The 24,924-nt window shown below is 43.1% G+C and carries 22 protein-coding genes and 3 tRNA genes; 2 read left to right on the forward strand and 23 right to left on the reverse strand.

What is annotated here, in order from left to right:
- Both oadA and FM019_RS18975 read right to left on the reverse strand, forming a co-directional pair.
- The gene (gene oadA, locus FM019_RS18970) at positions 1-1,770 is read right to left on the reverse strand and encodes a sodium-extruding oxaloacetate decarboxylase subunit alpha (RefSeq protein WP_143837613.1); all 1,770 of its coding nucleotides are present in this window, start codon (positions 1,768-1,770) and stop codon (positions 1-3) included.
- 29 nt (positions 1,771-1,799) lie between these two features.
- Complete coding sequence (locus FM019_RS18975) at positions 1,800-2,132, reverse strand: OadG family protein (protein WP_260681674.1); 333 nt, start codon at positions 2,130-2,132, stop codon at positions 1,800-1,802.
- Positions 2,133-2,642: 510 nt separating this feature from the next.
- Between FM019_RS18975 and FM019_RS18980 the strand changes: the two genes are divergently transcribed.
- Positions 2,643-3,365 (forward strand): transposase, encoded by a 723-nt coding sequence (locus tag FM019_RS18980; protein WP_143837615.1) that lies wholly within the window; start codon positions 2,643-2,645, stop codon positions 3,363-3,365.
- Positions 3,366-3,416: 51 nt separating this feature from the next.
- On the opposite strand, the gene FM019_RS18985 is transcribed toward FM019_RS18980, so the two are convergent.
- The 6 genes from FM019_RS18985 to FM019_RS19010 form a co-directional block, all read right to left on the reverse strand.
- Positions 3,417-3,493, reverse strand: a tRNA-Arg gene (locus tag FM019_RS18985).
- Between the two features lie 95 nt (positions 3,494-3,588).
- Positions 3,589-3,665 (reverse strand) — tRNA-Arg (locus FM019_RS18990).
- A 30-nt stretch (positions 3,666-3,695) separates the two neighbouring features.
- A tRNA-Ser gene (locus FM019_RS18995) sits at positions 3,696-3,788 on the reverse strand.
- 311 nt (positions 3,789-4,099) lie between these two features.
- Complete coding sequence (gene csrA, locus FM019_RS19000; RefSeq protein ID WP_143837617.1) at positions 4,100-4,315, reverse strand: carbon storage regulator CsrA; 216 nt, start codon at positions 4,313-4,315, stop codon at positions 4,100-4,102.
- 132 nt (positions 4,316-4,447) lie between these two features.
- On the reverse strand, positions 4,448-7,045 hold the full coding sequence (gene alaS / locus FM019_RS19005) for an alanine--tRNA ligase (RefSeq protein WP_143837619.1): 2,598 nt from the start codon (positions 7,043-7,045) through the stop codon (positions 4,448-4,450).
- 106 nt (positions 7,046-7,151) lie between these two features.
- Positions 7,152-7,610 carry a regulatory protein RecX gene (locus tag FM019_RS19010; protein ID WP_185969349.1) on the reverse strand — a complete coding sequence of 153 codons (459 nt, stop codon included), beginning with the start codon at positions 7,608-7,610 and terminating at the stop codon, positions 7,152-7,154.
- Here FM019_RS19010 and FM019_RS19015 point away from each other — a divergent pair.
- Complete coding sequence (locus FM019_RS19015; RefSeq protein ID WP_260681675.1) at positions 7,585-8,790, forward strand: GNAT family N-acetyltransferase; 1,206 nt, start codon at positions 7,585-7,587, stop codon at positions 8,788-8,790. The two genes, FM019_RS19010 and FM019_RS19015, sit on opposite strands and share 26 nt — an antisense overlap.
- A gap of 224 nt (positions 8,791-9,014) precedes the next feature.
- Here the strand turns inward: FM019_RS19015 and FM019_RS19020 are convergent, their stop codons facing one another.
- From FM019_RS19020 to flhF, 15 genes are all read right to left on the reverse strand, one after another.
- Positions 9,015-9,590 (reverse strand): DUF938 domain-containing protein, encoded by a 576-nt coding sequence (locus FM019_RS19020; protein WP_143837812.1) that lies wholly within the window; start codon positions 9,588-9,590, stop codon positions 9,015-9,017.
- A 13-nt stretch (positions 9,591-9,603) separates the two neighbouring features.
- Complete coding sequence (gene metH, locus FM019_RS19025; protein ID WP_143837621.1) at positions 9,604-12,234, reverse strand: methionine synthase; 2,631 nt, start codon at positions 12,232-12,234, stop codon at positions 9,604-9,606.
- Between the two features lie 12 nt (positions 12,235-12,246).
- Positions 12,247-13,299 carry a homocysteine S-methyltransferase family protein gene (locus FM019_RS19030; RefSeq protein ID WP_260681676.1) on the reverse strand — a complete coding sequence of 351 codons (1,053 nt, stop codon included), beginning with the start codon at positions 13,297-13,299 and terminating at the stop codon, positions 12,247-12,249.
- 11 nt (positions 13,300-13,310) lie between these two features.
- The gene (gene metA, locus FM019_RS19035; RefSeq protein ID WP_143837623.1) at positions 13,311-14,237 is read right to left on the reverse strand and encodes a homoserine O-succinyltransferase; all 927 of its coding nucleotides are present in this window, start codon (positions 14,235-14,237) and stop codon (positions 13,311-13,313) included.
- A gap of 504 nt (positions 14,238-14,741) precedes the next feature.
- Positions 14,742-15,155: a DUF2802 domain-containing protein gene (locus tag FM019_RS19040; protein ID WP_143837625.1), complete on the reverse strand. Its 414-nt coding sequence runs from the start codon at positions 15,153-15,155 to the stop codon at positions 14,742-14,744.
- 89 nt (positions 15,156-15,244) lie between these two features.
- Positions 15,245-15,739 carry a chemotaxis protein CheW gene (locus FM019_RS19045; protein WP_143837626.1) on the reverse strand — a complete coding sequence of 165 codons (495 nt, stop codon included), beginning with the start codon at positions 15,737-15,739 and terminating at the stop codon, positions 15,245-15,247.
- A 25-nt stretch (positions 15,740-15,764) separates the two neighbouring features.
- Complete coding sequence (locus FM019_RS19050) at positions 15,765-16,481, reverse strand: chemotaxis protein CheW (RefSeq protein WP_143837628.1); 717 nt, start codon at positions 16,479-16,481, stop codon at positions 15,765-15,767.
- 14 nt (positions 16,482-16,495) lie between these two features.
- Complete coding sequence (locus tag FM019_RS19055) at positions 16,496-17,275, reverse strand: ParA family protein (RefSeq protein WP_143837630.1); 780 nt, start codon at positions 17,273-17,275, stop codon at positions 16,496-16,498.
- 36 nt (positions 17,276-17,311) lie between these two features.
- The gene (locus FM019_RS19060) at positions 17,312-18,451 is read right to left on the reverse strand and encodes a chemotaxis response regulator protein-glutamate methylesterase (RefSeq protein WP_143837632.1); all 1,140 of its coding nucleotides are present in this window, start codon (positions 18,449-18,451) and stop codon (positions 17,312-17,314) included.
- Positions 18,452-18,496: 45 nt separating this feature from the next.
- Positions 18,497-20,653 (reverse strand): chemotaxis protein CheA, encoded by a 2,157-nt coding sequence (locus FM019_RS19065; protein ID WP_143837633.1) that lies wholly within the window; start codon positions 20,651-20,653, stop codon positions 18,497-18,499.
- 13 nt (positions 20,654-20,666) lie between these two features.
- Complete coding sequence (locus FM019_RS19070) at positions 20,667-21,434, reverse strand: protein phosphatase CheZ (protein WP_143837635.1); 768 nt, start codon at positions 21,432-21,434, stop codon at positions 20,667-20,669.
- A 33-nt stretch (positions 21,435-21,467) separates the two neighbouring features.
- A complete protein-coding gene (cheY, locus tag FM019_RS19075) occupies positions 21,468-21,851 on the reverse strand; it encodes a chemotaxis response regulator CheY (RefSeq protein ID WP_143837636.1) in 384 nt (127 codons plus the stop codon).
- A 41-nt stretch (positions 21,852-21,892) separates the two neighbouring features.
- A complete protein-coding gene (locus tag FM019_RS19080; RefSeq protein WP_143837638.1) occupies positions 21,893-22,624 on the reverse strand; it encodes an RNA polymerase sigma factor FliA in 732 nt (243 codons plus the stop codon).
- Positions 22,621-23,487, reverse strand: a complete 867-nt coding sequence (locus FM019_RS19085; protein WP_143837640.1) for a MinD/ParA family protein — start codon at positions 23,485-23,487, stop codon at positions 22,621-22,623. Before FM019_RS19085 ends, FM019_RS19080 begins: the two co-directional genes overlap by 4 nt.
- On the reverse strand, positions 23,484-24,887 hold the full coding sequence (gene flhF / locus FM019_RS19090) for a flagellar biosynthesis protein FlhF (protein ID WP_143837642.1): 1,404 nt from the start codon (positions 24,885-24,887) through the stop codon (positions 23,484-23,486). The genes FM019_RS19085 and flhF overlap by 4 nt, the downstream gene beginning before the upstream one ends.
- Positions 24,888-24,924 lie beyond the last annotated feature (37 nt).

Below are 24,924 nucleotides of genomic sequence, written 5' to 3' on the forward strand. Positions count from 1 at the left end.
TTAGCCTAAACTCAATACAGGCTGTCCAGATTGCACTGCATCTCCTTCATTAACGAGAACGGCATTGACGGTGCCGTCAGATGACGCGCGTACTTCTGTTTCCATCTTCATGGCTTCCATAATGAGCACGACGTCGCCAGCTTTAACCAAATCGCCTTCCCTAACCAGAATTCTAAATATGTTACCTGCCAATGGTGCGTTTAAATTATTAGCCGGCGTTACTTGTTGTTCGACTTTTGATGGTGTCATGGCTTGTACAGAGGTGAGTTGGCCACTTGGACCTACTTCCACATCGTAGAGCTTGCCATCAACTTTCACTGAATAACGTTCAATTTCAGTTTGGGTAGTCGAAGATTTTGCAGGTGGTAAGGATGTTTCTTCCAATCCCGGTGCAGGTTCAAATGCCGATGGATTTTCTCTGTTCTTGAGGAATTTGAGGCCAACTTGTGGAAATAGCGCATAGATAAGAACGTCATCAACCTTGTCATTGGCAAGCGCAATGGATTGCTTGTCTGCAATTTCTGTCAATTCACTATCTAACTTGTCTAATTCAGGTGCCAGTGCGTCTGCTGGACGACAAGTAATCACTGATTCCTCACCTAGAACACGCTTTTGCAGCTCAGCGTTGACTGGAGCTGCAGTAGCACCGTATTCACCCTTAAGTACCCCGGCAGTTTCTTTAGTAATACTTTTATAACGTTCACCAGTGAGAACGTTTAGTACAGCTTGAGAACCCACGATTTGCGAGGTTGGTGTTACCAAAGGGATATAGCCTAAATCTTCCCTGACTCGAGGAATTTCCTGCAATACGTCGTCCATCTTGTCTTCTGCGCCTTGTTCTCGCAGCTGATTTTCCATATTCGTCAGCATTCCACCCGGAACTTGGGCGATAAGGATCCGCGCATCGACCCCTTTCAAACTTCCTTCAAATTTTGCGTATTTTTTACGAACTTCCCGGAAATAACCTGCGATTTCTGCAAGTAACACCATATCAAGTCCTGTGTCTCGCTTAGTGCCCTCTACGATAGACATGATAGTTTCTGTAGCACTATGACCGTATGTCATGCTCATTGAAGAGACAGCGCAATCCAGCATATCTATTCCGGCATCGATTGCCTTTTGGTAAGTAGCAGTGCTTAACCCAGTTGTAGCATGGCATTGCATGGCGATGGGAACGCCTATAGATTCTTTCAATTTGGTGATTAATTCTTCGCATTCATAGGGCTTTAACAAACCTGCCATATCTTTAATACAGAGTGAATGGATTCCCATATCTTCGAGTTCTTTTGCCATGTCTAACCATCGCTGAAGCGTATGCACAGGACTCACAGTGTAAGATATGGTCCCTTGAGCATGGGCTCCAACTGCAATTGTCGACTTAATCGCTGTCTGTAGATTTCTGGTATCATTCATTGCATCGAAAATACGGAAGACATCCACACCATTTCTGTGAGCACGCTCAACAAATTTCTCAACTACATCATCGGCATAATGACGATAGCCCAATAAATTTTGCCCCCTCAAGAGCATTTGTTGAGGGGTGTTCGGCATCGCTTTTTTAAGGCGTCTAATTCGCTCCCACGGATCCTCCCCTAGGTAACGAATACATGCATCAAAAGTAGCCCCTCCCCATGACTCCATTGACCAAAATCCAACTTGATCGAGCTTATCAGCTATGGGCAGCATATCTTCAATACGCATGCGTGTTGCCAATAAGGACTGATGTGCATCACGCAACACCAATTCTGTGATCTTAAGTGGATTACTCATGCTTTCTCCTAGATAAATGGAATGCAGTACTATCGTTTAGAACGATATTTGTGAATAGCCGCAGAAATAGCTGCAATCGGAGTTGATTCACTCCCACCGCTAGCCGTCTGTTTTGCGCGGTTAACACCAGAAACGGAAGGTGTAACCTCTTCTGGAAACTTTGAATTTATAAAAGCTATAAGATTAACTGCGCCTATTAGTAGTGTCAGAAAAACAAAAACCACAATCATACCGACTACCATTAAGGTTGCCGCTTCAGTAAGAAGTTCGGAGATAGGTGCTTGCATACTTAGCTTCATCTTTACTATTTGATGCAGATAAGTAACATTTAAGATTTGAAAACTCAACCATAATTCACTCAAAAACCTCCCACATTTGAGATATTTATTCTGATTTTGTGAATTTATACTCAAAAAACGAAACTTATTTACACTTTTTTTACATTGGACACCCACTTACTTTTGACAGAAAAGGGAATTATTGGACATCCACATTTAGTGTTTTAGTGGGCGCCCCATAACAAAAATTTACGTTAAAAATTGAGTCAAATATGATTGATATAGATTAGGGCTACTGGAAAAAAATATGAGTCTAAAACGCTGTAAAAACTATACTACGTCAATTGAGTGGACAGCTAAGCTTTATATATTGCCAGACAACAGGACCCGCAAATGCCTAGGCCTAGGAAAAGCCTTATATGCCTTCAAGACACTCCTTACTATCATTGCGTTTCACGATGTGTACGCAGAGCTTACTTGTGCGGGCACGATGAGTATTCAGGTCAAAGCTATGAACACCGCCGAAACTGGGTTGAAAAAAGACTACTGCATCTGTCCATGATATTTTCAATCGACATATGCGCCTATGCAGTAATGAGCAACCATACTCATATCGTCATGTGTGTGGATCAAGAAAAAGCGAAGAAATGGACCAATGAAGAAGTATTGTTGCGTTGGCACAAACTATTTAAAGGCACAGTGTTAACTAGGCAATTCCTTGAGCAGTACTCTCGAGCTAAGATGTCTGAGGCCGAAATAAAGACGGTTTTAAGTACTATTAATATATACCGGAAAAGACTAATTGATATTAGCTGGTTTATGCGACTCTTAAACGAATATATAGCTCGAAAAGCAAATAAAGAAGATGACTGTACGGGCAGGTTTTGGGAAGGTCGATTTAAATCTCAAGCTCTTTTGGATGAATCTGCATTGTTGGCGTGTATGGCATATGTAGATTTAAATCCAATACGAGCGAATATTGCTTGTCACATCGTAAGTTCACGCTATACCAGCATTCATAATCGCATTGTGAAGAAGCAAAAAGGGCATCACCCATCTAACCTTATGCCTTTCAGAGAGGATATTAATTGCTTACAAAAACGTTGCATCCCTATTTCACTGTATAATTATATTAAGTTGCTCGAAGAAACGTCCCGTAAGCAACACCAATCCCATCTACCTGCTGAGAATATTGTTACTTATTCTTTTATCAGAGACGCAGGCTTTACTGAAATGCAATGGCACAAAGCCACAACACATTTTGAAAAATGTTACGGTAACTTTGTTGGTAAAGAAGCAATATTGCGGACTAAATAACTCTTACTAAGCCAGATACAAAAAAACCGCAATTAAGCGGTTTTCAAAAAATGGCGCGTGTGGAAGGATTCGAACCTCCGACCGCCTGGTTCGTAGCCAGGTACTCTATCCAGCTGAGCTACACACGCGAAGAACACTATAATATCTGATTGAATTTCCAAATAGAAGAACAACAGATAAATAACTGCGTTTTACCCAAATCATAAAGGTAAGTATCAAGAAATGGCGCGTGTGGAAGGATTCGAACCTCCGACCGCCTGGTTCGTAGCCAGGTACTCTATCCAGCTGAGCTACACACGCGTTGTCTTGAAAAACACATTTAAAAACAAATGGCGGAGAGAGAGGGATTCGAACCCTCGATAGGGCTACAAACCCTATACTCCCTTAGCAGGGGAGCGCCTTCAGCCACTCGGCCACCTCTCCAAATGTGGGAGCGAAGTTTACTGAATCGGGAAAGGAAGTCAAACCTTTTTTACCTCAATTACTGCCACTTGCTTTGAATTTAACCTATCTGCTATTAACTACGCTAATTGTGGAAGACTTGCCAACATTATCAAAGCAGGGACAATGACCTAAATTTTGTTTCGGAGATTTTGATGTGGGTGTCCAGAATATGGAAAATTGGTGTCCAGAATATGGAAAATTGGGTGTTTAATCGTTGAACATTGAGCAAAATGTAACTAGATGGGTGTCCAAGAGAGGAATAAAAAAGGCTGGAATACCAGCCTCTCTTTTTATGCGTCGTCTTCGCTTCTGTTGCCTGAGCGGTCACCTGCCTGACCGTTTTTTTCAGCTTGAATTCGCATATATATTTCTTCGCGGTGCACAGATACTTCTTTTGGTGCATTTACCCCAATTCTTACCTGATTTCCTTTAACACCCAAAACAGTAACAGTGACTTCGTCACCAACCATAAGGGTTTCTCCAACACGACGGGTTAAAATTAGCATTCTATTGCTCCTTTTCCGTTAATCCAAAGTCGTCCTTAGTTAAAATTAGCGCAATTATCAGGTAACTCCAGAAAATTACGCAATCAGCTTTCCTTGTTTTTGTCGTCACTTACAAAAACCAACTGAAATTCTTTACAATTTTTCTTCTATCCAAGTACGTACAGACGCAATTGCAGGATCAAGCTTGTCAGGCATATTCCCTCCGGCTTGAGCCATGTCTGGTCGACCTCCGCCCTTACCACCAACTTGACCTGCAACGTAATTCACCAAATCTCCAGCCTTAATTTGATTAGTCAAATCTTTAGTAACACCTACTATCACACTGACTTTCTCTTCATTTGCTAAACCAAGTACGATAATGCCACTGCCTATTTGATTTTTTAAATCATCAACCATCATACGTAGTGCCTTGGCTTCAACTCCTTCTACCTTAGTAGACAAGACTTTGACCCCTTTAATTTCAATAATCTTGGAGGCGAGATCCGAACCTGCTTGATTAGCAAGCTGTTGCTTAAGTTTTTCTATGCCCTTTTCAAGTTCTTTATTATGTTCTAAGACAAAGCCGACCCTTTGTTCTAGTTTTGATTGCTCGGTTTTAAAAAGAGAAGAAAGCCTCGAAATTAGGTTTGCCTGCTGTTGTACTAATTCTAATGCAGCTTCACCAGTAACGGCTTCGATACGCCTCACACCAGAAGCAATTCCGCTTTCGCTAACTATTTTAAATAGCCCAATGTCACCCGTTCGATTCACGTGTGTGCCGCCACAGAGCTCCATTGAAAAAGGCCCCATAGTTACGACTCTTACATCATCATCATATTTTTCTCCAAAAAGGGCCATTGCTCCGGATGCTTTAGCCTCTTCTAGCCCCATCAACTGTGTTGATAATGTGTGATTTTGACGGATTTGTTGGTTAACCATATCCTCGATTTCTCCTAGCTGTTCGGCTGTCATCGCCTCAAAGTGTGAAAAGTCGAAACGTAATCGTTGCTCATCAACCAACGAACCCTTTTGATTAACATGATCTCCCAAAATGTTTTTCAACGCTGCATGCATCAAATGAGTCGCACTATGATTAAGTTTAATTGCGGCTCTGCGTTTTGAGTCAACCTGAGTCTCTACGCTATCCCCCACTTTTAAAACCGTGTTTGATTTGCCTTTGTGTGAAACAGCATCATTTAGTTTGACTGTGTCCATAACAACAAACTGGCCATCATTAGCGTGTATAAAGCCCGTATCACCTACCTGACCGCCAGACTCCGCATAGAACGGTGTTTCCGACAACACAACCATACCATTTTGCCCTGGAGCCAGCTGCTCAACAGGACCATTCTCATCAAATAGTTCGACTACCTTTGATTGACCCGATTCATATTCGTAGCCAGTGAATTCACTTGATACTTCACTGCGGATTTCTTCATTGTAGTCTTTACCAAACTGACTCGCTTGTTGTGCTCGTTCCCGCTGTTGTTGCATTGATGATTCAAATCCGGCTTCATCAATACTAAAACCTTTTTCGCGAGCCACGTCATTAGTCAAATCGGCTGGGAACCCATAAGTATCATATAACTTAAACACTAATTCGCCGGGTACAACTTCCCCTTGCATCTGCGAGAGAGCGTCGTTAAGAATTGTCATGCCTCTCGCTAATGTTCGAGAAAACTGCTCTTCTTCAACGCGTAAAACTTTTTCTATAACAGGTCTTTGCTCGACTAGCTCTGGATAAGCTTCCCCCATCTCAACGCATAGCTCTTCAACAAGTTTATAGAAGAAGATGTCATCTGCACCGAGTTTATAACCATGACGCACGGCACGGCGAATAATTCTGCGTAACACATAACCACGGCCCTCATTTGATGGCATGACACCGTCACAAACCAAAAACGCACAAGAACGAATATGGTCAGCGATTACTCGCAGTGATTTAGAACTATTGTCATCTGTGCCAACGATAGACGCAGCCGATTTAATAAGATTTTCAAAAATATCGATCTCATAATTACTGTGCACGTTCTGAATAATTGCAGAGATTCTCTCGAGTCCCATCCCTGTATCAATAGATGGCTTGGGTAAAGGGTTCATCTCTCCATCTGCGGTGCGGTTAAATTGCATAAACACCAGGTTCCATATTTCGATAAACCTGTCACCGTCTTCTTCAGGTGTACCGGGAGGCCCCCCCCAAATATGCTCGCCATGATCATAAAAAATTTCAGAACATGGCCCACATGGACCAGTGTCACCCATAGACCAAAAATTATCAGAGGTTGAAATGCGTATTATTTTTTCTGTAGGTAACCCAATTACCTTATTCCATATATCAAATGCTTCATCGTCCGTATGATAAACTGTCACTAGCAGCTTGTTGCTGTCTAAACCTAAGGTATTTGTTAGAAAATTCCACGCAAGTTGAATGGCTTGTTCTTTGAAATAATCGCCAAAGCTAAAGTTTCCCAACATTTCAAAGAACGTATGATGCCTGGCAGTATAGCCAACATTTTCTAAGTCGTTGTGTTTACCGCCTGCTCGAACGCATCGTTGCGAAGAAACAGCTTTACTGTAATTTCTCGATTCAGCACCAAGAAATACATCTTTGAATTGATTCATTCCCGCGTTGGTGAACAGAAGAGTAGGATCATCCGCAGGTACCAAAGAAGAGCTAGCTACAACTTGATGGCCATGTTCCGAAAAGTAGTCCAAAAAAGCACTTCGAATTTCTGCGGTGGTCTTGCTCATTAACGTTCCTATTCTGATTTACTACACTTTCATTTGTAACGCCTTACTAGGGCGCGTTTAGCGGCGAACAATAGCACAGATACTGGGCCTATGTTAAGAGCACAACTTACTCATCTTGCTGGTTTTTTAAAGCATGCTGGATTTGATCCGAATTAAATCCGCGATATTGTAAAAAACGCATTCGCTTTTGTTTTTCTTGCCAATCTTTACATGGCTTTTTCGCATATTTTTTTCCGTACACCTGCATTGCAATCTGATAAAAATCGATATCAGCTTCAATTAAGCCTTCTGAAATTAGGCGCTGATCGATGTTGTGCTGTTGAAGTTCCTTTTCGATTCTTTGCCACCCTACTCCTCGTTGCGCTTTCGAGCGTATAAAACTCTCAACAAATCGACTATCACTTTGCACATCCTTTTCGACAAACAATCGCAATTGACTTCGGATAGCATGTTCGCTAAAGCCCTTTTGACTTAGCTTAAAAATTAATTCTTGCTGACTGTGCTCTCGCCTTGCCAACAACCTAGTGATGGAATGGTTAATGATCTTAGTATCATTGTCTGCCATATTATTGTCCATGAGCGGTCACTTTCTAGGGAAACTAACGTTGAACTTTGAATTCATTGAATCTATCGACGCAATTCCTAAGTCCAGTTGGGACACACCATTTCAAAATCAAGATCCTTTTTGTTGTTACAATTTTTTGGCCGCTCTGGAGCATTCAGGATCAGTAGGCGAACAGTCCGGGTGGCAGCCTTTTCACTTGGTAGCATATCAAGAGGATAAAGTGGTTGGTATCCTACCTTTGTATAAAAAAAGCCATAGTTACGGTGAATACGTGTTCGATTTTGCGTGGGCCGATGCCTATCACCGGCATCAAATAGACTATTATCCAAAACTGGTCAATGCCATTCCGTTTACACCCGCTACTGGCCCTCGTTGTCTGGTAGCAACAAATCAAGACCCTATTTCGGTAATGAATAAATGTATGGCACACATTCGAGCGCAATTACCATTGTTAGGAGTTTCTTCAGTTCACTGCCTTTTTCCAGAACGAAAAGTGAGTGAAAATTTGAACAAAAATGGCATGACTATGCGCAAAAGTGTTCAATTCCATTGGTTCAACAAAGACTACCTAGATTTTAATGACTTCTTGTCTAACTTCACCGCGAGGCGTCGAAAAAGCGTTAAAAAAGAACGCAAAAAAATTGAACACCAAGCTATTTCCATTGCTAGGTATCATGGAAATCAGCTAACTCTAGTTGAAATGGACTTTTTCTATCAGTGCTACTGTCAAACATATAGAAAACGAAGCGGCCATTTAGGCTATTTGACCAAGGAATTTTTCACTGAAATTCTCCACAGGATGAAAGACCACCTTCTGATTGTTATGGCGACACGAAACGACAAACCAATTGCAGGTGCACTCTATTTTTTTAATGAGACTCACTTGTATGGTAGGTATTGGGGGGCCTTGGAGGAAGCTAATGGATTGCATTTTGAATGTTGTTATTACCAAGGAATTGAATTCTGCATCGAAAAAGGAATTCAAATCTTTAATCCCGGCACTCAGGGAGAACACAAAATATTAAGAGGGTTTGAACCGACATTTTGCTATTCAAATCATTTTTTGGCAGAACCTAATTTTAATGATGCTGTGATTAGATTTATCCAACAAGAGACTCCCGGCATTTACTCGTACAAAACTAGTGCAGAAAAAATACTTCCATACAAGCTTACCGACTGATTAACTTCGAATGTGATGGTCCAAACAATCAACCAATGAACAAAATGGGTGTCCAAAGTTAACCTTGAATGAATGGATGTCCGCTATAAACACAGTTAACCTAGAATAAGTGGGTGTCCACTATAAACCTCTTTTAACTTTGAATGAGTGGGTGTCCACTATAAACCCTATTGACCCTCGGATTGAATTTGAACGAGTGGATGTCCAATATTGGAGTTCGCTATTTATTTTTGCCAGACCAATAAGAAATTGTTTGCCGGCATTTCAACTATTTGGGTTAACGTTAAGGTGGGTGTCCAAGATTGGAGCTCTGCGATGTCGCGTATTCCGCCATATCCTTGTTGCCTCAGACTGGTGTCAAAATCTGCATTGCTTTGGCTGGTGAATTCGCCGCTCACACAAAAAGGCCCGTACTGACAAAACAAGCCACCGTTTGGAAGGTGGGTTGCAACGGTTTCCATCATCAATTTCACTTCATCTGGCTGCATAATATGCGCTGTATTTGCAGTATATATTGCATCTACGTCATCAAAATACCATTGGTCAACACCAATAAAAAAGGGTACAGGCGCTAGCACATTGTCACATTTTGCCTGAGCAACCCAGGCTAGGATACTTTGGTGGTTCTCCTTCACATCACAAGGTTGCCATACAAGGTGCTTCATGTGGTGAGCAAAAAATGCAGCATGCTGTCCAGTACCCGAGCCAATTTCCAACACCTTTGATACGCCAGCCAAATGCAACTTAAGCTGCGCCAAGATTGGCATTTTGTTATTTTCACACGCTTGAGAAAATCTCATCAACGATGACAAATCAGCCAAGGTTCGGAGCCAACCATTTTGTCGCTTCTTCCACTGACCAATGTTTGCGCTGCGCATAATCTTCAAGTTGATCTTGTTGAATTTGAGCAACAGCAAAATATCTTGCATCAGGGTGAGAGAAATACCATCCAGAGACCGATGCCCCCGGCCACATTGCATAACTCTCGGTAAGTTTCATTCCTGTGGCATTTTGAGCGTCCAGCAAATCCCAAATCACTTGTTTCTCAGTATGCTCGGGACATGCAGCATAGCCTGGAGCCGGCCGGATCCCCTGATACTTTTCACGAATCAATTCGTCATTACTCAACGACTCTTGCGGAGCAAATCCCCAAATTTCTTTCCTTACTTTTTCATGTAAGTATTCTGCAAACGCTTCCGCGAGCCTGTCGGCAATCGCCTTGATCATGATGCCGTTGTAATCATCTCCATCATCAATAAAACTTTGCGCCAATTCATCTTCACCAATACCAGCAGTCACAGCAAACGCGCCAATATAATCCGCAACCTGTGAAGATTTAGGCGCGACATAATCGCTCAAACAATAATTAAAACCTTTTGGCTTCTCGGTCTGCTGACGCAAGTGACAAGCGCGATGGATAATCGACTGTCTAGTTTCGTCGGAATAGATTTCGAGATCATCACCTACTCTGTTGGCAGGAAACAACCCCATTACGCCTTTTGCTTTTAACAAATCCTGCTTGATTAGAGTGTTTAATGTGTTTTGCGCATCATCAAAGAGTTTGCGAGCTTCTTGACCGACAATTTCGTCATCTAAAATTCTCGGATATTTACCAGCTAATGACCATGTTAAAAAGAAAGGGGTCCAATCAATGTAAGGTACAAGCTCTTTGATTGAAACACTCACCGCTGTTACGCCAAGTCGTTTTGGTACCGGTGGCTGGTAAACCTGCCAGTCACATTCAAACCCGTTGGCACGAGCCTTTTCCAAGCTAACAGGCCTGCTACGCGGTTTTTTGCGAGCGTGCTGTTCCCTAACTACATCGTACTCTTTTTGCAGTTGCTCTACGTAAGCGGGCCGGTGTTCATCAGACAACAGTTTTTGGCATACACCTACCGCACGGCTCGCATTGGGGACATACACCACAGGAGAGCTGTAATTTTGCTCAATTTTCACCGCAGTGTGCGCTTTAGAAGTGGTGGCACCGCCGATTAACAAAGGCAAACTAAAATTCAATCGCTGCATTTCTTTTGCAACATGAACCATTTCATCTAAAGAGGGTGTTATCAGACCAGATAATCCAATCATATCGACATTTTCTTCTTTGGCAACCTGAAGTATTTTCGCCGCGGGTACCATTACACCCAAATCGATGATTTCGTAGTTATTGCACTGTAAAACGACGCCAACAATATTTTTACCAATATCATGTACATCACCTTTAACTGTTGCTAGCAGGATTTTGCCGTTGGTGTTGCTAGCTTCCTTCTCAAGCTCAATGAACGGCTCTAAGTAAGCAACGGCTTTCTTCATAACCCGTGCGGATTTAACCACCTGCGGCAGAAACATCTTACCCTCGCCAAATAAGTCGCCCACCACGTTCATGCCATCCATCAATGGACCCTCAATGACATGCAATGGTTTGTCCGCTAATTGACGGGCCTCTTCAGTATCCTCGACGATAAAATCTGTTATTCCCTTGACTAGCGCGTGCTCTAACCTTTTATTTACTGGTTGCTCGCGCCATTCCATGTTCTCTTTAACCGCAGCTTTACCATCACCCTGGTAATTCGGAGCAATGGCAAGTAACTTATCTGTTGCTTCAGGATGACGGTTAAGTATGACGTCCTCAACAGCATCCCTTAGCTCTTTTGGGATCTCGTCATAAACCTCTAATTGCCCAGCGTTGACAATCCCCATGTCCATTCCAGCTTTAATAGCATGAAATAGAAATACCGAGTGCATCGCTTCTCTAACTGGGTTGTTTCCGCGGAATGAAAATGAAATATTCGACAATCCGCCCGACACGTGACAATGGGGAAGTTGTTGGCGTATCTGCCGCGTTGCTTCGATAAAATCGACGGCATAGTTATTGTGCTCATCAATGCCTGTTGCGACAGCAAAAATATTAGGGTCAAAAATAATATCTTCTGGAGGAAATCCTAATTTCTCAGTCAGTAATTTATAGCTACGTTGGCAAATCTCGAATTTCCGCGCTTGAGTGTCAGCTTGCCCCACTTCGTCAAATGCCATAACCACGGTTGCCGCACCATATCGCTTAATCAACGATGCTTGGTGTAAAAAAGGCGCTTCGCCCTCTTTTAAACTGATCGAATTAACAATCGCTTTTCCTTGAACGCACTTGAGTCCCGCCTCAATAACGCTCCATTTTGACGAGTCAATCATAATAGGAACTCGCGAAATATCTGGCTCGGAAGCAATCAGATTTAAAAATCGTTCCATCGCGGCTTCTGAATCCAACATGGCCTCATCCATGTTGATATCAATGATCTGCGCACCATTTTCGACTTGCTGCCGTGCAACATCTAAAGCAGTTTCATAGTCACCTTCTAAAATGAGCCTTTTAAACATCGCGGAGCCAGTGACATTAGTTCGTTCACCGACATTGATGAAAGTCGCGCTAGTTTGCTGGGTTTGAGACACAAATCACTCCTACTAGTGCACAAATGGTTCAAGCCCAGACAAGCGCATTTTGTTGTCTGGCTGAGCGGGGATTCTTGGCGCAAGAGATTCAACAGCTTTTGCAATCGCAGCGATATGCTCCGGGGTGCTACCACAACATCCACCAACGATATTAACTAAACCTGACTGTGCCCACTCTTGAATGTGGCTGGCCATCTCATCGCCATCCATATCGTATTCACCAAATTCGTTTGGTAGACCAGCATTTGGATGGGCTGACACCAAACACTCTGCCTTATCGGAAATTTCCTCAACATACTGCCGAAGTAGGTCCGGACCAAGCGCACAATTAAGTCCAAAAGAGATTGGATTAATATGGCGCAATGAATAATAAAACGCCTCGGCAGTTTGCCCTGACAAAGTCCGACCTGAGGCATCTGTAATGGTCCCAGAGATCATTACCGGCAAAGTGATGCCAAGCTGTTCAAAGACTACATCAACTGCAAACGCTGCTGCTTTGGCATTTAGCGTATCAAAAATTGTTTCAATTAGAATAAAATCAGCACCGCCTTCAATCAATCCTAACGTCGCCTCTTTATAGGCTTCAACAAGTTGATCAAAATGAACATTGCGCATGCCCGGGTCGTTAACATCTGGTGAAATTGAAGCAGTACGATTAGTTGGCCCTAAAACGCCAGCGACAAAACGCGGTTTATCCGGGTTTTGCTGGGTAAATTCGTTTGCAGCTTTTTTTGCCAATTGCGCAGCAACTACGTTAATTTCTTTGGCAAGTGATTGCATATCATAATCAGCCATAGAGATAGTCGTCGCATTGAAGGTGTTAGTTTCGATGATGTCTGCGCCAGCCTGCAAATATTCACAATGAATGTCATAAATGATTTTTGGTTGCGACAATACCAACAAATCATTGTTGCCTTTAACGTCGCAATGCCAATCAGCAAAGCGCTCTCCTCGATAATCATCTTCTTCCAGTTGGTGTTTTTGGATCATAGTACCCATAGCACCGTCTAAAATCAGAATGCGTTGTTCTGCCAAGGATTTAAATGTCGTCGTTGCGTCACTCACGCAAATACCTCTTATTGGTTTTTTGGCAATTTAGCCAGATCAAAAGGCGTCGTTTGATAAACGTAATAATTTAGCCAGTTGGTGAACAGTAATGTGCCATGTGAACGCCATGTTACCCGATAAGGTTTACTAGGGTCATCTTGTTCATAGTAGTTTTGTGGAACACTTGGAGATAAGTTATTTCCAATATCGCGATTATATTCTTGATCAAGGGTATCAGGATCATATTCAGGATGTCCTGTCAGAAACACCATACGTTTGTCTTGCGATGCGACTATGTAGGCACCCGTCTCCTCAGAGCTGGCCAAAACGCTCAGACCTGGTGTTGACTGATAGCGTTCAATTGGTACTTCACCAAATCGTGAATGAGGTGCGCAAAACATCGGATCAAAACCACGCAATAATTCGTCATGCTTGTGATTAACTTGGTGTTCAAACACACCTGACAATTTGTGCTTTCTTAGTTTTCTGTTGTACCCGTAGAAATGATAAAAGGCCGCATGTGCAGCCCAACATGAATATAGTGTGGATTGCACGTGTCGTCTCGACCATTCCATGATTGTCGTGATCTTGTCCCAATACTTAACATCGGAATATTCAAGATGCGCGATAGGCGCACCGGTAATAATCAACCCGTCATAGTTTTTATGTGCAATATCGTCAAACAACAAATAAAAATTATCCATGTGCGCTTGTGGCGTATTTTTAGGTGCCTGGTTATCGATGCGAATCAAGTCAATATTAATTTGCAGTGGGGTGTTCGATAACAAACGAAGAATCTGTATTTCCGTTTCGATTTTATTGGGCATTAGATTTAAAATCCCGACCTCAAGGGGCCGGATATCTTGCTTAGCCGCTTTTTCAGTTTCCATCACGAAGATATTTTCTCCGTTTAGCACATTCAACGCTGGCAATTCAGCAGGAATACGAATAGGCATAGAAACTCCGATAAACTTAAAGATGACGCAAATTTGTCTTAATCCACCTCAAAAGTCAACATCTTTACGTCTAGACGTCTAAACGCTCATTGAAATGATTAGCGATTGACCACAAAAACAACATTCAAAACAATGTTATAAGTAATGTGTGGACAAATTGAAAGATAATGGACACCCACTAGCAGTGCATTGCTTGGATACCCATTAGTGCATTGATTGGGCATTAATGCATTGCGTGTGCATTGCGTGGACACCCACCAATGCGTTGATTGGACACCCACGTCAATTCACTGAAAAACCACTACCAATGTTCTGCTGAAAAACGAACCTCGCAAATCAATGTTGATAGACAGACAAAAATTAAAGAAGGCCTACGCCATGACACTCAGGTGCTTATCTGAAAGCGATTAAATGTTCGCATCGAATACGAAAACAGTAAATTGGAATGGCCAAGGGGTCTGAGTTTTAGCAGCCTAAAACGAGAGCTTTGATAGATAAAAATGTTTAAGATCTATTCTGTTTAACTGACATGAGTAATTCAGCTTCGGCACGAGGCAAGTCGCATTCTTCCATCAGCTCTTCTAAAGTCGCACCAGACTCTACCATCTTGGTTGCTTGCGCATACAACCTGGTTTCTGGATCAAGATACTCGATTTCATTGAGCTTATCTGACAATCCAATCACATTTACAACAAGTTCTTTTACTTTGTTACTTAAACCGATAGCTCCTGAGCGAACTTCGTTTAGCTCTTCTTGCAAGAGCGATTGAGTTTTGAGGCTTTTGAAGAATCTTTTTTCAAGATCAGAATATTGATGAGAGAGGGATTTTAAACGGCTAAATAATATCAGTACGCATACTAAGAGAACGATGTACAACCCCAATCCAGCAGCTAAAATTACCAGCTCTTGCGATGTCATATTATGTCCTCGTTAGACTAAAAAAGTGATTAAACAAAAAACCCTGCTCAATAGACCAGGGTTTTTATCAAATACTTGCCAAAAGCCTTTTACAGACCGCTGATTTCATCCCATTCTTCGTCACTTAACAGTTTGTTTAAGTCGACAAGAATCAACAATTCTCCATCGCGATTACTCACGCCTTGAATGAATTTGGCACTTTCTTCTGTTCCAACATTCGGCGCACTGTCAATTTCTGATGAACGCAGATAGACAACTTCGGCAACGCTATCAACCAGGATGCCAACCACCTGCTCATCCGACTCGATGATAACAATACGTGTATTGTCGGTGATATCTGTAGGTGGCAAACCAAAGCGTGTGCGTGTGTCAATGACAGTCACGACATTACCGCGAAGATTTATTATACCTAACACATATTCAGGAGCACCAGGCACAGGAGCAATTTCAGTATGCCTAAGCACCTCTTGTACCTGCATAACATTGATACCATAGGTTTCTTCGCCGAGTCGGTATGTTACCCACTGCAAAACCTCATCATTGCTATCTACTGCGGCATTATTGGCAATTCTTTCGTCATTCATATGACTCGCTCCCTACAAGCTGCGTCTATTTATCGTTACTACCTAGGCCCTGGTTCAGTAATTCAATGAGTTGTTTTACGTTTACCAAAGCACACATTTTTTCTTTTACCATACCCGCTAACCAAGGACGCTTTGAATTGGCATCTCGCCACTTTACATCGTCAGGAAGAAGGGTAGACGTTGTGACCAAACTTTCACATGCTAGGCCCCAACCACTATCATCTAACATAATAAGATATTGATATTTTAAAGATTCTGCCAGTTTTTCGTCATATTTTTCTGGCATAACCCATTTTGCAGTGTCTACAACACTCAAATTATCCTCTCGGTGTAACATAACACCCATAAACCAATCGGGTTTACCGAACAACGGACCAATCTTTTCAATCTTGTGGATCCCGCCTAGCTCAGTCAAAGGAAGCGCTAAAGTTAAACCCGCAACTTTAAAAAATAATGCCTGAAACTCCGCTGTCGGCCTTAACGCTTGCCTAGTGTCTAATTTAGGCGTATCAATTGCTTCTTTTATTTCGACCTTTGCAACGCTTTCTTTAGCACTGATTTCGACCGGTTGTGTTTCTGCGACAGGGCTTTCAATTGCCGCGGAATGTTCACTAAGTTTTGCAGACTCAAGCAATTTCGCAACACTATCTTGTTGCACGGTATCGACAGATGTCTCTTCCGTTAGTAAAGAAGACAAATATTCTTCGACCAATTCTTCTTTTGCGAAATTCCCACTGTTCATTTCATCACACTCTTTTATATCGTTCTGATTGTGGTTTGCAGTTGTTTCAAAAGGGTCTGGTACGCAAATACACCTCTAGCCTTAGGACAGAATACTGACGGTGGTGATTGTCGTTGACTGGCGTCCCTAAATCGAGTGTCCACTGGGATCACACCAGACCAAACTTGACCTTTATAATCTTCACATAACACTTTATAGGCATCAGCTGCAGCATTAACGCGCTTATCATACATGGTTGGGATAATTAAATGCTGAAATTCCCGTTTTTGTGTTTTGGCCATTATTTCTAATGTATGCATCATTCTTTGCAAGCCTTTCAGTGCCAAAAACTCAGTTTGCACGGGGACCAATAAGCGTTCACATGCGGCAACCGCGTTAACCATCAACACACCCAAAACAGGGGGGCAATCAATAAGCACATAATCAAATTCGTTTTCTACAAGTGCAAAGGCTTTTTTCAGAATCAACCCCATTCCACCTTGCGCACCCATTGTACGGTCCAATGTCGCCAGTGCCATTGAGGCGGGTAGAATAAACAAAGAGTCCAATTTTGTAGGACATAAGCAATCAAGGACTTTATCTTTGTCTAATGTTTGCGCAGCTTTAAACACATCATATACACTGCTCGACAATTCTTCTGAATCGATACCAAAATAATAGCTTAGCGACGCCTGAGGATCAGTATCAACTAAAAGCACACGCTTACCTTGTTGGGCGAGTAAGCCACCGAGTGTAACTGTTGTTGTAGTCTTTCCCACTCCGCCTTTTTGATTGGCCACAGCCCAAACAATCAAGATCTTACCCCAGTAGCAATATGCACAAATTGCTCTCTATTTTACCTGCATTTCAGTCAGGATGCTTGCTGCAATTTCATCAATCGCAATATTTCGTTCTGCTATATTTGCTGTTGTCACCGCTTGCGGCATCCCATAAACAATACTGGTATTTTCGTCTTGAGCCCAGATTTTAGCACCGCGTTTCTTAAGCGTTGCACTGCCTTCTTTGCCATCAGATCCCATTCCCGTCAAAATAATCCCAAGCACATCGCCACCAAAGGTATTTGCCAAGGCACTAAAAGTCAGGTCGACGCTAGGTTTAAAAAGCAGGTGATCCTGACTATCGGCTTCAACGATTTTCAGTCTTGCATCTCTGCTTGAACCTTCAACTAACATTTGTTTGCCACCCGGCGCGAGGTACGCACAACCAGCAGCGAGCCTGTCGCCATTTTCAGCTTCTTTTACAGCGATCTTACACGCATCATTCAATCGTTGTGCAAATGCAGATGTGAAGCTCCCTGGCATGTGTTGAACCAGTATAATTGGATGAGGGAAGTTTGCAGGCAAATTTGTTAACACCTTTTGCAATGCGACAGGTCCTCCCGTTGACGTGCCAATCGCGAGTACGCTATATCGCTTACCAGATGAACGTTCAAAGGTATTTTTATTGATTGAGCGAGATGGCGTTGCAGCAGGCTCAACCGACATACTGCTAGAGCGCATGAAAACCTGGGTTCTTGGGGTTGAGCCAGGCGAACGCGCAGTAGAAAGAGGGCTTTTGCGACCCACCAACGAACGTTTTGAGGCCAGCGCACGAACCCTGCTTTGCAGCAAACTAATAGATTCTTTTCGATTTGCCGCGATATCTTCAAATTTCTTTGGTAGGAAGTCCAGCGCTCCTGCATCCAACGCATCCAGTGTCGCTTGAGCACCATCATGGGTGAGTGAGGAAAACATTAATATAGGCACTGGGTTAACCGACATGATCCGCTTAACGGCAGTGATCCCATCCATTACAGGCATTTCAACGTCCATGGTGACTACATCCGGTTTCAGCTCCTGAACCATTTGTATGGCTTGTTCGCCATTACGCGCAGTGCCCACTACATCAAGAAGTGAGTCTTGATTTAAGATCTCTTTTACTCGACGGCAGAAAAAACTTGAGTCGTCTACTACCAATACTCTGTATGCCATCGCTCAACCGCGTCCTCGTGCTTGCTCTATGTGGTAATTTGGTAACTAAGTCTTTTTAGCATACCGTTTCAGCAGATTCGGGATATCAATGATAAGGGCAATTCCACCATCACTGGTTATCGTAGCACCAGCCATGCCAGGTGTACCTTGTAACAGAGCATCTAGTGGTTTAATAACCACTTCTTCTTGGCCGATCAATGCATCAACAACAAAGCCAACTTGTTGGGTGCCAATCTGCACAACAACAACATGCCCTTGGTTTTTGTCCGTTGCACCTCGACCATTTTTAAGCCAATCACGCAAATAGAATAATGGAATCGCTTTAGAGCGAACAATCATGGTCAATTGCCCGTCAACAGTATTCATTTTACTCATGTCCATATTGATGATTTCGCTTACTGCTCCTAAAGGCAGCGCAAAGGTTTGTTCACCAACAACAATCATCAACGTAGGTAAAATAGCTAGAGTTAATGGAACTTTAATCTCTAGCCGCGTGCCTTTGCCCAACTGTGAGTCAATATTCACTGTACCATTTAATTGATTAATCTTTGTTTTAACCACATCCATACCGACACCTCGTCCTGAGATATCAGAAATTTCGGTTTTTGTAGAGAATCCAGGTGCAAAAATCAAATTAAAGGCTTCAACATCGGACATTCTGGCCGCCGCATCAGCGTCCAGTACACCACGACTAATCGCAATATCCTTTAGCTTGTCTGCATCCATTCCTTTACCATCATCTTCAATGGTCAATAATATATGATCACCTTCTTGTGATGCGGACAATTTGACGATACCCATTGATGCCTTACCAGCCGCGACGCGATCAGCTGGCATCTCAATACCATGGTCAACAGAATTTCTTACCAAGTGGACTAACGGATCGGCTAGGGCCTCAACTAAGTTTTTATCTAAATCTGTTTCTTCACCTTCAAGCTCTAGGGTGATTTCCTTTTTAAGTGTTCGCGCCAAATCTCTGACAACGCGAGGGAAACGTCCGAACACCTTTTTAATGGGTTGCATGCGAGTTTTCATCACCGCGCCTTGCAAATCACCTGTTACTACGTCTAGGTTGGCAATCGCTTTAGACATGCTTTCATCGGCAATGTTGATGCCCAGGCTTAATAACCGGTTACGCACCAATACTAATTCACCGACCATGTTCATAATCTGATCAAGACGCTTGGTATCTACCCTTACCGTCGTTTCACCTTGGCTTGCAGCTGGTGGTGCTTTTTTATCATCTTTTTTCGGGGCCGCAGCCTTTTTAGGGGGCGCTGCTTGTTTTGGCGCTTCTTTAGCAGTAGCAGCGGGTTTTGGTGGTGGCGGAGGAGGCGGCGGAGGTGGCGCAGCAACAGGCTTTTCTGGCGCCTTTTCCGCAGGGCCTTTGCCTGAACCATGCAGCTGATCTAAAAGTGCTTCAAATTCGTCATCAGTGATTTCATCGTCTGACCCTGACGCACTCGTTTCCGCATTCTGTTCTTTTTTGGCTGGTGGAGTGTCTGCAGATTTCTCCGCAACAAACTTGCCTTCACCATGAAGTTGATCGAGTAAGGCTTCAAATTCATCATCGGTAATATCATCATCACCACCCGCGGAAGTCGGTGCTTCAGATTTTTCAGGCGCGGGAGAAGCAGAAGAAGGTGAACCAGAGCCATGCAATTCATCAAGCAAAGCCTCAAATTCATCTTCAGTTATCTCATCAATGTCGCCGCTACTTTCAGCTTTGGCTGAGGCAGCAGGCTGTGCTTCTGGCGTTTCAACAACTTCTGGTTCAGCAGCTGGCGCCTCACTGACGACTTCATCTTCAGATTCGGGTTTACTTAGCTTGTGAAGTATATCAAGTAGTTCGGGGTCTGCCGGCTCTAGCGGCTCACGCGCTTTCACGTTTTCAAACATTTCGACCACAACGTCTGTCGCGCGAAGGATAACATCCATCAATTCTGGAGTCAGTGTACGTTGCTGCTGGCGCATGACGTCAAACACATTCTCTGCACCGTGACAAATATCGACAAGTTCAGTTAGTGCCAGAAATCCTGCACCACCTTTTACAGTGTGATAACCGCGGAAAATTGCGTTGAGTAGATCTGAGTCTTCCGGATTGTTTTCGAGGTCAACGAGTTGCTCTTGCAATTGTTCCAGTATTTCACCGGCCTCGACTAAAAAGTCCTGTAGGATATCCTCGTCAACTTCAAAAGACATGAATCAATTCCTCTTAAAACCCTAAGCTTGATAGTAAGTCGTCTACGTCATCCTGACCCGACACTACGTCATCGCGCGAATCTGCATCGATGATTGGTCCTTCTGCTTTCACTTTATCGGTCTGAGTTTCAGATTTGTTAGGTTTTTCATCAACTTTTGACAAAAGACCCGCAGTCTCTGGTGCGCCAAACACCGTGAGCATATGAACTAAACTATCCTCAACCTCTTTGACTAACTCAATGACTCGTCGTATGACTTGCCCAGTTAGATCCTGATACCCCTGTGCCATAAGAACTTCAGTCAGTAACTCGTTGAGCTTGACAGTATCTGCAGACGAATCTTCCAATAAGGTATCTAATTCATAGCATAGGGTCTTAAATTCACCAAGTTCAAGCTGACGGTTCATCAACTTTTTCCATTCAGGAAGGATCTTAGCAATGCCGACATGCAGTTTCTCAGCGATAGGCATACTACTTTCCACAGCGTCCATTGTGGTATTGGCAGCTTTCTCTGTTGTTTCAATTACGTAGGTCAGGCGGCTTTGTGCATCGGGTATGTCCTCGATGGCCAGATTTGAAATACGAGGATCCAGTTGAAAACTGTTTAGTGAGTCATGCAACTGACGAGTCAGTTTTCCAACTTCGGCAAATAGTTCGACCGAATCGGTGAGTGATGCTTCTTCGAGTAATTCTGTGGCGGCTTGGTTTTCGCCACTTTCAAGTAGCTCTACTAGTTTCTTGGCGTCATCAAGAGACAGAGGAGCTTTATCAGAGCCTGTCATTAGACACTCCTATTTTCTCATTGTAGGGGCGTCTTAACCCAGTCTCTCGAAAATTTTATCCAGCTTTTCTTTTAGCGTTGCTGCGGTAAAGGGCTTCACAACATAGCCATTAACACCCGCTTGCGCTGCTGCCACGATTTGTTCTTTTTTAGCCTCAGCGGTGACCATCAGAACTGGAAGGTGCTTTAAACTGTCGTCTTTACGAATTTCTCGCAACAAGTCAATTCCCTGCATTCCAGGCATATTCCAATCTGTCACGACAAAATCAAAATCGCCTTGTTGAAGCATTGGCAGTGCCGTGCTCCCGTCATCGGCTTCTTGAACATTTGTAAAGCCTAAGTCTTTAAGTAAATTTTTAATGATACGTCTCATTGTTGAAAAGTCATCAACAACAAGAATTTTCATATTTTTATCCAAAACTGCCTCCAATGAGGATTAAACCCAAAAAGTGTATTCTATTATTCTTCATTCTGCCGCCAAGATTGCATTTTATTTTTAAGTTTTAGCATTGCTTGACTGTGAATTTGACTCACCCTCGATTCACTGACTTCTAGTACTTCTCCAATTTCTCGCAAATTTAGTTCTTCGTCATAATACAGTGATAAAACAATCGCTTCTCGTTCAGGTAACGTAGTAATAGCATGAGCAAGCGCTTTTTGAAATGATCCTTGTAATAAATCTTGAAAAGGCATGTCATTGCCTTTGTTTTGTTCTGTGGTGATTACATCTTCAGTAATCCCAAGATCCTCGATGCCAATAATTTTCCCAGCATTAACCTCGTTTAACATTTGATGATATTCACCCAGAGAGACTTCGAGCTTCTCCGCGACATCCACATCTCTTGCATCGCGACCAGTTTCTCGCTCTACCTGGTTAATGGCTTCGGTGATGGCACGGCCATTTTTATGCACAGATCGAGGTGTCCAATCACCTTTTCGAATTTCGTCCAGCATAGCGCCACGAATACGAATTCCCGCAAAAGTTTCAAAACTAGCACCTTTTGAACCATCAAAGTTCTTAGCCGCCTCGAGTAAACCTATCATGCCGGATTGAATTAAATCGTCGACCAATACACTTGCAGGTAACCTTGCCAATAAATGATGAGCGATTCGCTTAACTAAGGAAGCATGTCTTTCTACCAACTGGGCTGTGTCAGCCTGTTGTTGGTAAGCGGCTGCCTTTTTATTCACCCTTGACCACCCACAACTTTATCAGCAATGAGTTGCTCGAGGAAAAACTCTAAGTGTCCACCAGGTTGATTAGGAATAGGCCAGTGCAGTGCTTTATCTGCTAAACCTTTAATTGCAACGGAAGCGGGTGAACTGGGAAAGGCATCGACAATTGCTTTTTGCTTGCGCACCGATTTGCGGATATTTTCGTCATAGGGAACGGTAGCCACCAACTCCAAAGCCACATCGAGGAACCGGTTTGTGACCTTGGACAACTTCGCGAACAACTCTTGTCCTTCACGGCTGTTTCGAACCATATTCGCTACGATTTTGAATTTGAATACCCCATGCTCACGATTTAATAATTTAATCAGGGCATAGGCGTCTGTTAATGACGTGGGCTCATCGCATACAACCATGACAATATCTTGAGATGCCTTAGAAAAGCTCAACACCATGTCGGAAATGCCGGCAGCCGTATCCACGATTAAAACATCTATATTTGTTCTTAATTCGCTAAACGCCCTGATCAAACCTGCATGTTCAGTTGAACTCAGTTCTGTCATGGCCTGTGTTCCAGAGGTTGCTGGTGCTATCAGCACACCATGAGGGCCTTGCACTAGCACGTCATCTAAGGTGCATTCTCCCGACAGCACGTGTGACAAGTTTTTTTCGACCCGCAAACCTAACATCACGTCCACGTTTGCCAACCCTAAGTCAGCATCCAGGACCATGACTCGCTTGCCCATTTTGGCCATTGAAATTGCTGTGTTAAGGGTGATATTGGTTTTACCCACGCCCCCTTTACCGCCAGTCACTGCAATTACTTTAATTAATCGAGATTGATTCATTCGTCTTAAGCTACTCGCCTGGTCCTCAATCATACTGCCATTGCCGGAATATCTTGTTCGCGCTTTTCAGTATGGATCAAACCATATTTTTTATAAAGCTTAGCCGCTGTTGAGATTAAATATTTTGCATCTGCAACTTTAATATCTTCAGGGACTCTTTGTCCATCCGTTACGTAACTTACGGCTAGTTTGTGTTCAATAGCCGCACTAATCGCCTCTCCTAGGCTATAACATTCGTCCAACTTGGTGAAAATACACCCTTGCAGCGCCACATGATTAAAAACGTTTAATGTTTGTTCCATGACTTTATGCTGTGTATTGGCCTGCATCACAATGTATTTTTTGATATTAGCACAAGAATCCTGATGCAAGGTATCTAACTGTTTGATTAATCTGGAATCTCTTTGCCCAAATCCAGCGGTATCAATTAAAACAAGTCGTTTGTTACGAAGTTGGAAAAGTATATCTGATAATTCCTGTGCGTTTTGAGCTTTTTTTACCGCACAACCAATAATTTTTCCATAAGTTGCCAACTGTTCATACGCAGCAATACGATAAGAATCAATAGTCACCAGTGCAACTTGGTCCGCACCATATTTTTGTGCCGCTCTGGCAGCAAGCTTTGCAATCGTCGTCGTTTTTCCTGTACCCGTAGGGCCCACCAAAGCGACAGCGCCCTGTTCATTTAAAATGGCATTGCCGCTTGTGTTGATTCTATTTGCCAATAACTTCAATAGATACAGCCATGCTTGACGTTCATCGGCATCCGCCGGTGTGTAAGACATAACTTCATTGGCAATTTTACTACTTATTCCCATCTGTTCGAGTCTGGAAGTGAGGTATCCATGCAGCGGGTGATGGCGGTTTTGCTCTTGTTTAAGTAAACCCGATATTTGGAATTGCAGCACATTACGTAGTGAGTGCAATTCGCTTCGAATGTCAGCCATTGCTTGCGCATTGGTATCGGTTGCGGCTTTAGCTGTGTGCGCTGTTCCAACGGAATTGTTCAACGGTTGATTTTGACCAGCAATAGATGGGTGTCCATTATTTTCATTTCGACCATTCGCCAATTGCTGCTGAGTGGTTTGGCCATTCTGTTTTTCTAGGAGCTCTCGCAAACTGTCGGGTCCGGAATCTCCGATGATTTCACTTAAGCTGGGTATTGGCTTTTTCGTGGCCATGCTTTGTGCGCCAGACCCAGTGCCGCTGGCTTGACGATGTTTAACTGATTGCATCACGTCCTGTGCAGGACCAGTTTGATTCGTCTCCTGCCGCGACAGTGTCGGCTTTGCCGGGCTGTCATAGGCAGCAACGATTTCAATGCCATCAGTGACCTTTTTATTTGACATGATCACAGCCTCACCACCCAACTCTTTTTTGACCATGTTGAGTGCTTCGCGCATGTCTCTACCAATAAATCGTCTAATTTTCACATTGCCCCCTGTATCGCGGCAGCTTGGCGGTTGATAA

Origin of the sequence: Aliiglaciecola sp. M165 (genome assembly GCF_007197995.1) — a bacterium.
GTDB lineage: Bacteria > Pseudomonadota > Gammaproteobacteria > Enterobacterales > Alteromonadaceae > Aliiglaciecola.